Consider the following 14,592-nt stretch of genomic DNA (forward strand, 5'->3'; position numbering starts at 1 on the left):
CACTGCGCAGGGAGGGTACCCGTTGATGCAGCGGAAAGCTCGGCACAGATGGGGTTCGGCGGTCGTGTCGGCGACCGCCTTCGCCATGGCCTTGGGTTCGCAGGGAGTTGCGGTCGCACTGCCCCAGGCCCCGGCGAAACCCGATCGGGGATTCGCGTCCTCCTTCGAGGCGGACGACCCGCTTCCGGACTGGACGAACACGGTCGACACCGGCCCCGGCGGCGCCAAGCGCGCCTCGGGCGTCGACGGCGGATACAGCAGCGGCATACCGGGCAACGTGACCGAGCGGGTCACCGACGTCCGGGCGAGCGCCGAGAACACCGGCGGCGGCGAGGTGAAGGAGAACCTCGTCGACGGCGAGCCGAGCACGAAGTGGCTGGCCTTCGAGCCCACCGGCTGGGTGGAGTTCGACCTGGACAAACCGGTCGAGCTCAAGCGTTACGCGCTGACGTCCGCCAACGACGCCGAGGGGCGCGACCCGCAGGACTGGACCCTGAAGGGCTCCACCGACGGCAAGGAGTGGACGACGCTCGACACCCGCTCCGGGCAGTCCTTCGCGGAGCGGTTCCAGACCAGGACGTACGACCTGGCCGAGCCCGGCACCTACGCGCACTTCCGGCTGGAGGTGACGCGGAACAACGGCGCCGACATCCTTCAGCTCGCCGACCTCCAGCTCTCCACGGGCGGCAGCGACGACCCGATCCCGAAGGACATGCTCTCGCTGGTCGACCGGGGTCCGAGCGGCTCCCCCACCGCCAAGGCCGGTGCCGGGTTCACCGGCAAGCGGGCGCTGCGCTACGCCGGCCGGCACACCGCCGAGGGCCGGGCGTACTCGTACAACAAGGTCTTCGACGTGAACGTGGCCGTCGGCCGGAACACGCAGCTGTCGTACCGGATCTTCCCGTCCATGGCGGACGGCGACCTCGACTACGACGCCACGAACGTCTCGGTCGACCTGGCCTTCACCGACGGCACCCATCTGAGCGAGCTGCGCGCCACGGACCAGCACGGCTTCCCGCTGACCCCGCAGGGGCAGGGCGCGTCGAAGGTCCTCTACGTCAACCAGTGGAACAACGTGGCCGCGCGGATCGGCTCGGTCGCGGCCGGGAAGACCGTGGACCGGATCCTGGTGGCGTACGACTCCCCCAAGGGTCCCGCCAAGTTCCGCGGCTGGGTGGACGACGTGAGCATCGCCTCCGTCACGCCCGAGCGGCCGAAGGCGCACCTGTCGGACTACGCGGTGACCACCCGCGGCACCAACTCCAGCGGCGGCTTCTCCCGGGGCAACAACTTCCCGGCGACGGCCGTCCCGCACGGCTTCAACTTCTGGACGCCGGTGACCAACGCCGGTTCGCTGAGCTGGCTGTACGACTACGCGCGATCGAACAACGCGGACAACCTGCCCACCATCCAGGCGTTCAGCGCGAGCCACGAGCCGAGCCCCTGGATGGGCGACCGGCAGACGTTCCAGGTGATGCCGTCCGTCGCGTCCGGCGCCCCCGAACTGGGCCGCGAGGCACGGGAGCTGGCCTTCCGGCACGAGAACGAGACGGCGCGACCGTACTACTACGGCGTGCGGTTCGAGAACGGGCTGAAGGCCGAGATGGCGCCGACCGACCACGCGGCGGCCCTGCGCTTCACCTACCCGGGCGACGACGCGAGCGTCGTGTTCGACAACGTGACCGACCAGGCCGGTCTGACCCTCGACAAGGACAACGGCGTCGTCACCGGCTACTCGGACGTCAAGTCCGGGCTGTCGACGGGCGCGACACGGCTGTTCGTCTACGGCGAGTTCGACCAGCCGGTGACCGGGGGCGACTCCAGCGGCGTCAAGGGTTACCTGCGCTTCGACGCCGACGACCGGACGGTCACCCTGCGCCTGGCGACCTCGCTCATCAGCATCGACCAGGCGAAGGACAACCTGCGCCAGGAGATCCCGCGGGACCGGTCCTTCGAAGCGGTGAAGAAGAGTGCCCAGCGGCAGTGGGACCGGCTGCTCGGCAAGGTCGAGGTCGAGGGCGCGACCCCCGACCAGCTGACGACCCTGTACTCCAGCCTGTACCGGCTGTACCTGTACCCGAACTCCGGGCACGAGAAGGTCGATGGCGAGTACAAGTACGCCTCGCCGTTCTCCCGCATGCCGGAGCCGGACTCCCCGACGGACACCGGCGCCAAGATCGTCGACGGCAAGGTGTACGTCAACAACGGCTTCTGGGACACCTACCGCACGACCTGGCCCGCCTACTCGTTCCTGACCCCGTCCCAGGCCGGTGAGCTGGTCGACGGGTTCGTGCAGCACTACAAGGACGGCGGCTGGACCTCCCGCTGGTCCTCGCCCGGCTACGCGGACCTGATGACGGGCACCTCCTCGGACGTGGCGTTCGCGGACGCCTACGTCAAGGGTGTGGACTTCGACGCGAAGGCGGCGTACGACGCGGCCGTGAAGAACGCGACGGTCGTGCCGCCGAGTCCGGGCGTCGGCCGCAAGGGCATGGCCACCTCCCCGTTCCTCGGCTACACGAGCACCGAGACCCACGAGGGCCTGTCCTGGGCGCTGGAGGGCTACCTCAACGACTACGGCATCTCCCGCATGGGCCGCAGGCTCTACGAGGAGACCGGCGAGAAGCGCTACCAGGAGGAGTCGGAGTACTTCCTGAACCGCGCGCAGGACTACGTGAAGCTCTTCGACGGCAAGGCCGGGTTCTTCCAGGGCCGTGACGCGAAGGGCGACTGGCGGGTCGAGTCCTCGGCGTACGACCCGCGGGTGTGGGGCCACGACTACACCGAGACCAACGGGTGGGGTTACGCCTTCACCGCCCCGCAGGACAGCCGGGGTCTGGCCAACCTGTACGGCGGGCGCAAGGGCCTCGCCGACAAGCTGGACGAGTACCTCTCCACCCCCGAGACGGCCTCCCCCGAGTTCGTCGGCTCCTACGGCGGTGTCATCCACGAGATGACCGAGGCACGGGACGTGCGGATGGGCATGTACGGCCACTCCAACCAGGTGGCCCACCACGCCCTGTACATGTACGACGCGGCCGGGCAGCCCTGGAAGACGCAGAAGAACGTCCGCGAGGTGCTGTCCCGCCTGTACACGGGCAGCGAGATCGGCCAGGGCTACCACGGGGACGAGGACAACGGCGAGCAGTCGGCCTGGTACCTGTTCTCCGCGCTCGGCTTCTACCCGCTGGTGATGGGCAGCGGCGAGTACGCGATCGGCTCGCCCCTGTTCGAGAAGGCGACCGTGCACCTGGAGAACGGGCGCGAGCTGGTGGTGAAGGCGCCGCGCAACAGCGCGAGGAACGTCTACGTGCAGGGGCTGAAGGTCAACGGCCGTACCTGGTCGAAGACGTCCCTGCCGCACTCGGTGGTCGCCCGGGGCGGTGTCCTGGAGTTCGACATGGGGCCGCGGCCGTCGTCCTGGGGCACCGGCAAGGACGCGGCGCCGGTGTCGATCACCGAGGACGACGAGGTGCCGGAGCCCCGGGTGGACGCGCTGAAGGGCGACGGCGCCCTGTTCGACGACACCTCGGCGACGGATGCCCAGGTGACGTCCGTGGACCTGCCGGCCGCAGCGGGCACCGAGGCCGTGCAGTACACGCTGACGTCGTCGAAGGACCGCACGAAGGCACCGGCCGCGTGGACCCTCCAGGGCTCCGCGGACGGTGAGACCTGGCGGACGCTGGACCGGCGCTCCGGGGAGTCCTTCGCCTGGGACCGGCAGACCCGGGCGTTCTCGGTGAAGTCGCCGGGCGCGTACGCGAAGTACCGCCTGGTCCTCGACGGCGAGGCGACGCTGGCGGAGGTGGAACTGCTGGGCTGAACCGACGACGTCGAGGGCGTCGACCGGCCGCAATCGGGCCGGGTCGCGCGGAACCGCCGGACGGCGGCGCGCGGCCCGGCCCTGCCGCCTTCGGCGGCTCCGAGCAGCGCCGCGGCGGACCGGCGGCGGCCGGGGAGGTGCTTCATCCCGCGCGAACGCGGAACCCGGGTGGTGTCAGGCCGCAGGCGCCGCCGGCGAGCTCGAACGCGGGGAAGGACCACATGAGCACGCATCCCGAAGCCCGTTCCGTCCGGGGAACGGCCGTCGTGACCGGGGCTTCCTCCGGTATCGGGGCGGCCTACGCGCGCCGGCTCGCCGCCGGGGGGCACGGGCTGGTGCTGGTGGCGCGTCGCGCGGAGCGCCTGCGCGCGCTGGCCGAGGAGCTGACCGGGCGGCACGGCGTACCGGTGGAGACCGTCGTCGCCGATCTGGGGGACGCCCGCGACCTGGACCGGGTCGCGCGGCGGACCGCCGGGGACGACGTCGAGCTGCTGGTGAACAACGCGGGCATCAACGGCTACGGCGCCTTCGCCGAGACCGACGCGGCGCTGCTGGAGAAGGTGCTGGCCGTGAACGTGGTGGCTCTCACGCGCCTCGCTCGCGCGGCCGTGCCGGGCATGCTGGCACGGGGGCGCGGTGCCGTGGTGAACGTGGCGTCCACCCTCGCCTTCGCCGGTTCGCTCCCGCCGGACCCGCTGCCGTCGCGGGCGGTGTACGGCGGCACCAAGGGGTACGTCGTCACCTTCAGCCGGACCCTCGCCGCGGAGCTCGAGGGAGCGCCGGTTCGTGTGCAGGTGCTGTGCCCCGGACTGACCGCCACCGAGTTCCACCTCACGCAGGGGAAGGACTCCGTGGCCGGTGACGCGCCCCGTGTGCACGACGACGGGGGCATGCCAGCCGACGACGTGGTGACCGCCTCTCTCTGGGCCCTGGAGACCGGCGAGGTCGTGTGCGTGCCCGGGCTGGTCGACGGCGAGGCGGTGGACCGCATCGTCGCGGCGGAGCTCGGCCTCCGCTCCTCGGCGACCGGCACACTCGCGCCCCGCTACCAGGGCCCCGCCCGGCACTGAGCCCCGGCCGGCACCGAGCCCCGGCCGGCGCGTAGTCCCGCCCGGCGCTGAGTCCCGGCCACGCCGCGATGAGCCACCTCGCCCCATATGTCGGTGTTCTTCAGGTATGCGATTCTGAGGTGTGGGTGCCCTGCCGCTCATGCGCGGCGTGGATCCGTCGTGGGAGGCGCGGTCCGGCGCCGCCGGTCCCGGTCCCGTGTCGCGTCCGCGTCGGCTCCGCCGGAGTCCCGGGACTCCCACCCGCCGGTGGCCGCGGCACGGACGGGAGGTGGCGGCGCACATGCCCCAGGACGGCGACGCCCGCTCCGCGCACCCCGGCGGACAGCCGCCGGGCGACGGCGGGACCGGCACGCCCCGCCCCTCGGCAGACGGTGGCGGCGGCCCGTCCGGCCACCCCCGCCCGTCCGGTCCGGCATGCGGGTCGGCCGCCGGAGGACGGGTCCGGGCGTTCGCCGGAGTGACCCTGACGGCCGTGTTCGTGCGCACGGGGAGCGGGGCCGGGCTCCGGGCGGTGGAGTGGGCCGGGGGTGAGCCGGACCGGTACGGGATCGCGCGTGACGTGCGGCTTCCCGATCAGCCGCGGGGGTCGCCCGGCGGGGGCCGGGGCGGGGCGAGCGGGCCGGGGGCGCGTGCGCCGGAAGCCCTGGTCGTCGACGCCTGTCTGCGCGGGCGGCCCCTGTGGCGTGAGGGGGCGGGGGGCGTGGAGGAGGGCGGAGGCCCCTCCCCGCCCCTCGGGGCGCTGCCGCTGGGGGCGGCGGGCGGGGGGCTGGGGTGTCTGCTGCTGGTGGGTGAGACCGGGGAGGGGTTCGGGGCCGAGCAGCGCGAGTTCCTGGAGCGGTACGCCGAGGCGGTCGCCGGGCGGTTGCGGGGCGAGGCCGACCGGTCGGCGCCCAGCCCCCTGCTGGACTCGGCGCTGCGTGCGATGGGCGTGGGGTCGTTCGCGCTGACGCCCGGCACGGGGCTGGTCGAGACGGACCCGGCCCTGCTCGAACTGCTCGGCATCCCGGACGGCGCGTTCGACGGCAAGAGCGACACCCTGCTCGCGTGCAGCGTCCCGGAGGACGTCCCCGCCCTGCTGTCGGTCATCGAACCGTCGGCGCAGGCGCCGGGCCGCCGTGAGCTGGAGTTCCGTATCCGCCGGCCCACCGGCGAACTGTGCTGGCTGCGGCTGGAGTGCCGGGTGCGCAAGGGGGCCGAGGGCGTCCCGGAGCGGGTGCTGGGGGTGGTGAGCGCGGCGCCCGTGCTGCGTCGGGGCGCCGGCGACGTGGCCCGGCTCCAGTGGCTGACGGCCGCGCTCGACGACGCGACGACCGTGCGGGACGTCAGCCGTGTCGTCGTCGCCGCGCTGCGCGAGCCGCTGGGCGCCGATCGCATCGCGCTCGCCGAGCTGCTGGAGGACCGGCTCGCCGTCACCGTCCTCGATCCGCCGGGGCCCGCTGCCTGGCCGCAGCTGTGGCGCACCGAGTGGCGCTCGGAGTGGCCGGACGCGCCCGTCGGTGCCCTGCCCACGCTCCAGGCGGCGCTGCGCGACGGGCGGATGAGCCTGTGGCCGGCCGGCGCGGCGCTGGAACCGGGGCTCACGGGCATCGGCCCGGGCGGTCTCGCGGTGCTGCCGCTGCCGGCCCGCAACCGGGTGGCGGGTGTGTGCCTCGTCGGCTGGGACGCACCGCACGAGTTCGCCCCCGACGAGCGGGCCCTGCTCACCGCCACGGCGGGGCTGGTCGGGCAGGCCCTGAAACGCGCCCACGCCTACGACGCCGAGCAGGAGCTGGCGACGATGCTCCAGCGCAGCCTGCTGCCCCGCCGCCTCCCCCGGCTGCCCGGCGGCGTCGCCGTGGCCCGCTACCTGCCCGCCCGGCGGGGGTTGCAGGTGGGCGGCGACTGGTACGACGTGATCGCCCTGTCGGAGGCGAAGGTGGCCCTGGTCATCGGAGACGTGCAGGGCCACAGCGCCGCGGCCGCGACCATCATGGGCCAGATGCGCACCGCGGTCCGCGCCTACGCCGTCGAGGGCCATCCGCCGGACGTGGTCGTCGCGCACGCGAACCGGCTGCTCGTCGGCATGGAGACCGACCTGTTCGCCACGTGCTGCTACGTCGAGCTGGATCTGGAGGAGGGCGACGCGCTGTTCGTGCGGGCCGGGCACCTGGCCCCCCTCGTGCGGCATCCCGACGGCGGCACCGAGGAGATCGCGGTCGAGGGCGGGCTCCCGCTGGGCGTCCTCGCCGACGCGGACTTCCCGCTCACCGCGCGGGCGCTGGCCCCGGGGTCGGTGCTCGCGCTGGTGACGGACGGCCTGGTGGAGTCGGCCGACCTCCAGGTGGACGAGGGCATGCGGCTCGTGCGCGAGACGCTCGCCGCGGCCGATCCGGGCGACCCGGGGCGGATGGCCGACGAACTGCTCGGTGAGGAGGGCCGCCGCGAGGACGACGTGGCGTTGCTGCTCCTGCGCTACGACGGCATGCGCGTGCGCCCGGTGCGGGCGGGGTGGGTGGTGTGGCGGCTGCCGGACGCGGTGATGCACGCCCGCCGGTTCAGCGCGCGCACCCTGCGCTCGTGGGGCGTGGTCGAGGAGGCCGACACCGTGCTGCTGGTGGTGTCGGAACTGGTGACCAACGCGCTGGTGCACACGCAGGGCGCCGTCCGCGTGGACCTGACCCTGGCGGCGGACCGGCTGCGGGTGACGGTGAGCGACTCCTCGCCGCGCGCACCGGCCAAGCCGGTCGTCGTGGACTGGGAGTCGACGGGCGGCCGGGGCCTGTTCCTCGTCGAGGCAGTGTCGGCGGCCTGGGGCTCGGTGCCGGTCGGCGGCGGCAAGCAGGTGTGGAGCGAGCTGGTGGTCGACCGGGCCGAGCCGGATCCGGAACCCGGTGCGGACGAGGAGCCGGAGGCCGGGCCGCGGGAGGGGGCGGACGGGGGCCGCGGGCGGGGCTGGGGCATGGGCCGCGCCCGGAACCGGGGGCGGGGCCGGGACGCCGGGCGGGCGCGGCTGCGCAGGCCGGGGCGGGAGGAGCGGGGGCCCGGTGAGGCGGGCCCGTGGTGAGGGGGCGTGCGTGGCGTGCGGCCGTCGCCCTGCTGGCGGCGCTGCTGGCGGTGTCCCTCGCCGGGTGCTCGGAGAACGGGGGCGGCGGCGAGGGACTCTCCGTCGGGGTGCTGCTGCCGAGCCGGGCGGTGCCGCGCTGGGAGCACGCCGACAAGCCGTTGCTCGAGAAGCGGCTCAAGGAGCTGTGCCCCGACTGCACGGTGATGCACGCCAACGCCGAGAACGACGCGGCCAGGCAGCGGCAGCAGATGGCCGCCATGCTCACTCGGGGTGTCTCGGTGCTGATCCTGGACGTCGTCGACCCGGGCGCCCTGCGCTCGTCGGTCCGTCAGGCGCGGCGCGAGGGCGTCCCCGTGGTCGCCTACGACCGGCTCGCGGAGGGCCCCGTTTCCGGCTTCGTCAGCTTCGACGGCGGCACGGTCGGCCGGCTCCAGGGCGAGGCGCTGTTGCAGGGCATGGGCGCACGGGGCGTCGGCGGCGGTGTCGTGATGATGAACGGCGATCCCTCCAGCCCCAACGCCGCCTGGTACGAGGCGGGCGCCTCGGCCGTGCTGCGGGACCGGGTCCGCGTCCTCGGGTCGTACGACATCCTGGGCTGGCGTGCGGAGAACGCGCACGACCGGATGTCGGCCGCCGTCAGTGCCCTGGGCCCGGACCGGATCGACGGGGTGCTCGCGGCCAACGACTCCATCGCCGCCGGTGTCGTCTCCGCTCTCAAGAGCGCCCGCGTCACACCGCTGCCGCCGGTCACCGGCCAGGACGCCGACCTGGACGCGGTGCGGCGCATCGTGCGGGGTGAGCAGTACATGACCGTCTACAAGCCGTTCCGCAAGGAGACCGAGGCGGCCGCCGCCATGGCCGTGGCCCTGGCACGCGGCAACGACCTGGACGCCCTCGTGAGGACGAGCGTGGACAGTCCCACGACGAAGGACGTCCCGGCCCTGCTGCTCCGGCCGGTGCCGGTGACGCGGGAGAACATCGGCCGGACCCTCGTCCGGGACGGTGTGTACACCGTCGACCAGGTCTGCACCGCGGAACTCCGGTCCGCCTGTGCCCGGATCGGGCTCACCGAGTGAGGGAGGTGGTCCCCGTGGCTCGTCCCCCGGTGCTGGTGCTGCGCGGCGTCTGCAAGCGGTTCGGCGGCGTGCAGGCGCTGGTGGACGTGGACCTCAGGGTCCGGGCCGGCGAGGTCGTGGCGCTCGCGGGCGACAACGGCGCGGGCAAGTCCACGCTGGTCAAGGTGGTCTCCGGGGTCGGTCCGGCCGACCGGGGCGTGATCGAGTGGGAGGGGCGCCCGGTGCAGATCAGACGCCCCCACGACGCCCACGCCCTGGGCATCGCGACCGTCTACCAGGACCTGGCCATGTGCGACAACCTGGACGTGGTGGGCAATCTCTTCCTCGGCCGGGAGATCTCCCGGGCGGGCATCCTCGACGAGGTGGAGATGGAGCGCCGGGCCCGTGATCTGATGCGCGCGCTGTCGATCCGCGTCCCCGACGTACGGGCGCCCGTGGCGACGCTGTCGGCCGGGCAGCGCCAGGCGGTCGCGATCTCCCGCTCGCTCATGGGCTCGCCCAGGGTGCTGCTGCTCGACGAGCCGACCGCGGCGCTCGGGATGGAGCAGACGAGCCATCTGCTGGACCTCGTCGAGGAGGTCCGGGACCGCGGGCTCGGGATCATCCTGATCAGTCACAACATGGGCGACATCAAGGCCGTCGCCGACCGCGTGGCGGTGCTCCGGCTGGGCCGCAACAACGGCCTGTTCGACGTGAGCACCGTGACGCAGGAGCAGATCATCTCCTCGGTGACCGGCGCCGCGGACAACGCCGTCGCCCACCGTGCGAAGGGCGGCGGGGAGGCGTGGCCGTGAGCCGGGACGGCCCGTCCCCGGGGCCGGTCACCACCGGTCCGCGGCCGGCGGCGCGCGCCCGGCGGGACGGTCTGCGGGCGTACGCCGCCCGGGTGCTGGGCGGTGTGCGGGACGGCGAGCGGGGGCCGCTGCTGGTCGTCGCCGGGCTGATCGTGATCTGTACCGTGTTCCAGGCGCTGGACGACAAGTTCCTCTCGCCGCGCAACCTGTCCAACATCGGCGTGGACGTCGTCGGGACGGGTCTGGTGGCCGTGGGCATCGTGTTCGTGCTGCTGATCCGCGAGATCGATCTGTCGGTGGGGTCGGTCAGCGGGCTGGCGGGGGCCGCGTTCGCCGTGCTGAACGTGAACCAGGGTGTGCCGGAGTGGCTGGCCGTGGTGGTGGCGGTGGCCGTGGGCACGGCCGTGGGTGCCTTCCACGGCGCGTTCTTCGCCTGGGTCGGCGTGCCCGCGTTCGTGGTGACGCTGGCGGGGCTGCTGGTGTGGAACGGGCTCACGCTGTACCTGCTGGGCGCGAGCGGCACGATCACCATCGACGAGGAAGGGCTGGTCGCCTCGCTGACCGGCAGGCACTTCGGCAACGACCTGGCGGCGTACGCGGTCGCGGCGCTCGGCACGGCCGGGTACCTGCTGGCCGCGGGCCGCAGGCGCAGCCGGCACCGGGCCGCCGGGATGCCGTACCGGCCGTGGGGCGGTGTCTGGCTGCGGACGGCGCTGCTGGCCGTGGTGTCCTTCGCCGCGGCCCACACGCTCAACCGCTTCCAGGGGCTGCCGCTGGCGCTGCTGATCTTCCTGGTGGTCCTGGTGGTGTCGGACTACGTGCTGCGCCGCACCCGCTGGGGACGCCGGGTGTACGCGCTGGGGGGCGGTGTGGAGGCGGCGCGCCGGGCGGGCGTCGGGGTGGACCGGGTGCGGATCGCGATGTTCATGGTGTCGGGAACGCTGGCCGCGGTGGGCGGGCTGTTCGTGGCGTCGGGCCTGACCTCGGCGAGTCCGACGACCGCGCGTGCCGCCGGTTCCGGGGTGCTGCTGGTCAACGCGATCGCGGCGGCCGTGATCGGTGGGACCAGCCTGTTCGGCGGGCGGGGATCGCCCTGGTCGGTGCTGCTGGGCGTCCTGGTCATCCAGTCCCTCGCCTCGGGGATGGCGCTGCTGGGGGTCGAGGACGCGGTGCAGTTCATGATCACGGGCGGGGTGCTGCTGGCCGCCGTGGCGGTGGACGCCCTGTCCCGGCGCTCCCGGGCCCGGGACCATCCCTGACCGTCCGCGGCGCACCCCGTGACTTTCCGGCGCCGCACCCCGGGTAACGGCGAGGGCCGCGCCCCCGGTCACCCGGGGACGCGGCCCTGCGCCGCACTGCGGTGCGGCCTACTTGCGGATCAGGCTGCGCAGCACGTACTGCATGATGCCGCCGTTGCGGTAGTAGTCCGCCTCACCCGGGGTGTCGATGCGGACGACCGCGTCGAACTCGACGCCGGTGTCGGTGGTGACCTTCACCGTGCGCGGGGTGGTGCCGTCGTTCAGCTCGGTGACGCCGGTGATGGAGAAGGTCTCCTCGCCGGTCAGGCCGAGGGACTCGGCGGTCTGCCCCTCGGGGAACTGCAGCGGCAGCACGCCCATGCCGATGAGGTTCGAGCGGTGGATGCGCTCGTACGACTCGGCGATGACGGCCTTGACGCCGAGGAGCGCGGTGCCCTTGGCCGCCCAGTCGCGGGACGAGCCGGAGCCGTACTCCTTGCCGGCCAGGACGACCAGCGGGATGCCGGCGGCCTGGTAGTTCTGCGAGGCGTCGTAGATGAACGACACCGGCGCGTCGGCCTGCGTGAAGTCGCGGGTGTAGCCGCCCTCGGTGCCCGGCGCGATCTGGTTGCGCAGGCGGATGTTGGCGAACGTGCCGCGGATCATGACCTCGTGGTTGCCGCGGCGCGAGCCGTAGCTGTTGAAGTCGCGGCGCTCGACGCCGTGCTCCGTGAGGTACTTGCCGGCCGGGGTGTCGGCCTTGATGGCACCGGCCGGGGAGATGTGGTCGGTGGTGACCGAGTCGCCCAGCTTGGCGAGCACCCGGGCGCCGGAGATGTCGGAGACCGGGGTGGTCTCCATCGTCATGCCCTCGAAGTACGGGGGCTTGCGCACGTAGGTGGACTCGCCGTCCCACTCGAAGGTGTCGCCGGTCGGGATCGGCAGCGCCTGCCACTGGGCGTCGCCCGCGAAGACGTCCGCGTAGGACTTGGCGAACATGTCCTCGCCGATGGCGTTGGCGACGACGTCGTTCACCTCGGCCTCGGAGGGCCAGATGTCCTTCAGGAAGACCGGGTTGCCGTCCTGGTCGGTGCCCAGGGCGTCCTTGGTGATGTCCACCTTCATGGAGCCGGCGAGCGCGTAGGCGACGACCAGCGGCGGGGACGCCAGGTAGTTCATCTTGACGTCGGGGTTGATGCGGCCCTCGAAGTTCCGGTTGCCGGAGAGGACCGAGGTGACGGCGAGGTCGTTGTCGTTGACGGCCTTGGAGACCTCCTCCGGCAGCGGGCCGGAGTTGCCGATGCAGGTGGTGCAGCCGTAGCCGACGAGGTTGAAGCCGACCTTGTCGAGGTAGGGGGTCAGGCCCGCCTTCTCGAAGTAGTCGGTGACGACCTTGGAGCCCGGGGCGAGGGTGGTCTTGACCCAGGGCTTGCGGGTCAGGCCCTTCTCCACCGCCTTCTTGGCCACCAGAGCGGCGGCGACCATGACGTACGGGTTGGAGGTGTTGGTGCAGGAGGTGATGGCCGCGACCGTCACCGCGCCGTGGTCCAGCTCGTAGGAGGAGCCGTCGGGGGCCGTGACGCGCACCGGGTTGGACGGGCCGGAGTCGGCGACGACGGCGGAGTGCTGCGGGGCACCGGCGCCGTTGTCGTCGCTGCCGTAGGCCGGGGCGTCGGAGGCCGGGAAGGACTCGGCGGACGCCTCGTCGACCGGGGACTGCACGCCGTGCGGCTGCTCCTGCTGCGGGACGCCCGCCTTGCGGTCGTCGCCGCCCGTGACGCCGGCGTCGACGTAGTTGAGCACGTCGGCGCCGAACTGCTCGGCCGCGCGGGACAGCTCGATGCGGTCCTGCGGGCGCTTGGGGCCGGCGATGGAGGGGACGACCGTGGACAGGTCGAGCTCCAGCTTCTCGGAGAAGTCCGGCTCGGCCTTCGGGTCCAGCCAGAGGCCCTGCTCCTTGGCGTACGCCTCGACGAGCGCGACCTGCTGCTCGGAACGGCCGGTGAGCTTCAGGTAGTTCAGGGTCTCGTCGTCGATCGGGAAGATCGCGGCGGTGGAGCCGAACTCCGGCGACATGTTGCCGATGGTGGCGCGGTTGGCCAGGGAGGTCGCGGCCACGCCCTCGCCGTAGAACTCGACGAACTTGCCGACCACGCCGTGCTTGCGCAGCATCTCGGTGATGGTGAGCACCAGGTCGGTGGCGGTGGTGCCGGGCTGGAGCTCACCGGTGAGCTTGAAGCCGACGACGCGCGGGATGAGCATGGAGACCGGCTGGCCGAGCATGGCGGCCTCGGCCTCGATGCCGCCGACGCCCCAGCCGAGCACGCCGAGGCCGTTGACCATGGTGGTGTGCGAGTCGGTGCCGACCAGGGTGTCCGGGTAGGCCTTGCCGTCGCGGACCATCACGACGCGGGCCAGGTGCTCGATGTTCACCTGGTGCACGATGCCGGTGCCCGGCGGGACGACCTTGAACTCGTCGAAGGCGGTCTGGCCCCAGCGCAGGAACTGGTAGCGCTCCTTGTTGCGGCCGTACTCCAGGTCGACGTTCACCTTGAACGCGTCGTTGGTGCCGAACTTGTCGGCGATGACGGAGTGGTCGATGACCAGCTCGGCCGGGGCCAGCGGGTTGATCTTCGCCGGGTCGCCGCCCAGCTCCTTGACGGCCTCACGCATGGTGGCGAGGTCAACGACACAGGGCACGCCGGTGAAGTCCTGCATGATCACGCGGGCCGGCGTGAACTGGATCTCCTGGCTGGGCTGGGCCTGCGAGTCCCATCCGCCGAGAGCGCGGATGTGGTCGGCGGTGATGTTCGCGCCGTCCTCGGTGCGGAGCAGGTTCTCCAGCAGGACCTTGAGGCTGTAGGGAAGGCGGGCCGAGCCCTCCACCTTGTCCAGCCGGAAGATCTCGTACGACTCGTCGCCCACCTGCAGCGTGCTGCGGGCGTCGAAGCTGTTCGCCGACACGACAGTCTCCTTCATTGATGTGCGCGTACCACCACGATCCTGCCGCCACGGCATCTCGACCGATCCGCTAAGGTAAGGCTAAGTTAGGTAACCCTTACCGAGTGGCGGCGTGCGGTGCTTCTCGGCAGATATCTCGATGTCGAGATAACTCTAGTACACGAGGGCCGGAGCGTCATGCCCGGACTCCATGAGATGTGCCGCGGACTCCATGCGATGCGCGGCGGACTCCATGCGATGTGCGGCGAGGTCCGATCCCGCCTGCCATCCATCCGGGAACCCGGGGTAAGCGAACGGAACCGGGAAGGGCCCGGTGAACACCGGAAGGAGGCCCTGAATGCCCCTCACGTTCCGCAAGAGTTTCCGGATTCTTCCGGGGGTGCGGCTGAACATCAACAAGCGCTCCTGGTCCATCACCACCGGCGGCGGCAAGAACGGCCCGCGCTACACCCGCAGCAGCACGGGACGCCGCACGACGTCGATGGATCTGCCCGGACCCTTCGGATGGCGGCGCACCACCCGCACGTCGCGACGCTGAGGCTGCCGGGCGGGGTTGACGGTTCATCACCCGAACGGCCCCCCGGGCG

The 14,592-nt window shown here is 72.6% G+C and carries 8 protein-coding genes; 7 read left to right on the top strand and 1 reads right to left on the bottom strand.

Annotation, left to right across the window (positions count from 1 at the left end; genetic code table 11):
• Window positions 1–25: 25 nt before the first annotated feature.
• The 6 genes from ACH4C6_RS19100 to ACH4C6_RS19125 all read left to right on the top strand — a co-directional run bounded on the left by ACH4C6_RS19100 (window position 26) and on the right by ACH4C6_RS19125 (window position 11,065).
• Window positions 26–3,823, top strand: coding sequence for a GH92 family glycosyl hydrolase (locus tag ACH4C6_RS19100; RefSeq protein WP_398109741.1), 3,798 nt, complete (start codon window positions 26–28; stop codon window positions 3,821–3,823).
• A 221-nt stretch (window positions 3,824–4,044) separates the two neighbouring features.
• On the top strand, window positions 4,045–4,893 hold the full coding sequence (locus ACH4C6_RS19105; RefSeq protein WP_398109742.1) for an SDR family NAD(P)-dependent oxidoreductase: 849 nt from the start codon (window positions 4,045–4,047) through the stop codon (window positions 4,891–4,893).
• Window positions 4,894–5,173: 280 nt separating this feature from the next.
• A complete protein-coding gene (locus ACH4C6_RS19110) occupies window positions 5,174–7,936 on the top strand; it encodes a SpoIIE family protein phosphatase (RefSeq protein ID WP_398109743.1) in 2,763 nt (920 codons plus the stop codon).
• Window positions 7,933–9,012, top strand: a complete 1,080-nt coding sequence (locus ACH4C6_RS19115; RefSeq protein WP_398109744.1) for a sugar ABC transporter substrate-binding protein — start codon at window positions 7,933–7,935, stop codon at window positions 9,010–9,012. The genes ACH4C6_RS19110 and ACH4C6_RS19115 overlap by 4 nt, the downstream gene beginning before the upstream one ends.
• 14 nt (window positions 9,013–9,026) lie before the next feature.
• The gene (locus ACH4C6_RS19120; RefSeq protein ID WP_398109746.1) at window positions 9,027–9,806 is read left to right on the top strand and encodes an ATP-binding cassette domain-containing protein; all 780 of its coding nucleotides are present in this window, start codon (window positions 9,027–9,029) and stop codon (window positions 9,804–9,806) included.
• Window positions 9,797–11,065, top strand: coding sequence for a sugar ABC transporter permease (locus ACH4C6_RS19125; protein WP_398109747.1), 1,269 nt, complete (start codon window positions 9,797–9,799; stop codon window positions 11,063–11,065). Before ACH4C6_RS19120 ends, ACH4C6_RS19125 begins: the two co-directional genes overlap by 10 nt.
• Before the next feature lie 108 nt (window positions 11,066–11,173).
• Here the strand turns inward: ACH4C6_RS19125 and ACH4C6_RS19130 are convergent, their stop codons facing one another.
• Window positions 11,174–14,023 (bottom strand): aconitate hydratase, encoded by a 2,850-nt coding sequence (locus ACH4C6_RS19130; RefSeq protein WP_398109748.1) that lies wholly within the window; start codon window positions 14,021–14,023, stop codon window positions 11,174–11,176.
• Window positions 14,024–14,342: 319 nt separating this feature from the next.
• Between ACH4C6_RS19130 and ACH4C6_RS19135 the strand changes: the two genes are divergently transcribed.
• The gene (locus tag ACH4C6_RS19135) at window positions 14,343–14,543 is read left to right on the top strand and encodes a DUF4236 domain-containing protein (protein WP_398109749.1); all 201 of its coding nucleotides are present in this window, start codon (window positions 14,343–14,345) and stop codon (window positions 14,541–14,543) included.
• Window positions 14,544–14,592 lie beyond the last annotated feature (49 nt).

Source organism: Streptomyces sp. NPDC017943, from assembly GCF_044328425.1.
Lineage (GTDB): Bacteria > Actinomycetota > Actinomycetes > Streptomycetales > Streptomycetaceae > Streptomyces > Streptomyces djakartensis_A.

What these genes read in the sequence shown, in the direction of transcription:
- ACH4C6_RS19110 (WP_398109743.1), top strand. Translation starts at nt 5,174, where the DNA reads ATGCCCCAGGACGGCGACGCCCGCTCCGCGCACCCCGGCGGACAGCCG.
- ACH4C6_RS19105 (WP_398109742.1), top strand. Translation starts at nt 4,045, where the DNA reads ATGAGCACGCATCCCGAAGCCCGTTCCGTCCGGGGAACGGCCGTCGTG.
- ACH4C6_RS19135 (WP_398109749.1), top strand. Translation starts at nt 14,343, where the DNA reads ATGCCCCTCACGTTCCGCAAGAGTTTCCGGATTCTTCCGGGGGTGCGG.
- ACH4C6_RS19100 (WP_398109741.1), top strand. Translation starts at nt 26, where the DNA reads ATGCAGCGGAAAGCTCGGCACAGATGGGGTTCGGCGGTCGTGTCGGCG.
- ACH4C6_RS19130 (WP_398109748.1), bottom strand. Translation starts at nt 14,023, where the DNA reads ATGAAGGAGACTGTCGTGTCGGCGAACAGCTTCGACGCCCGCAGCACG.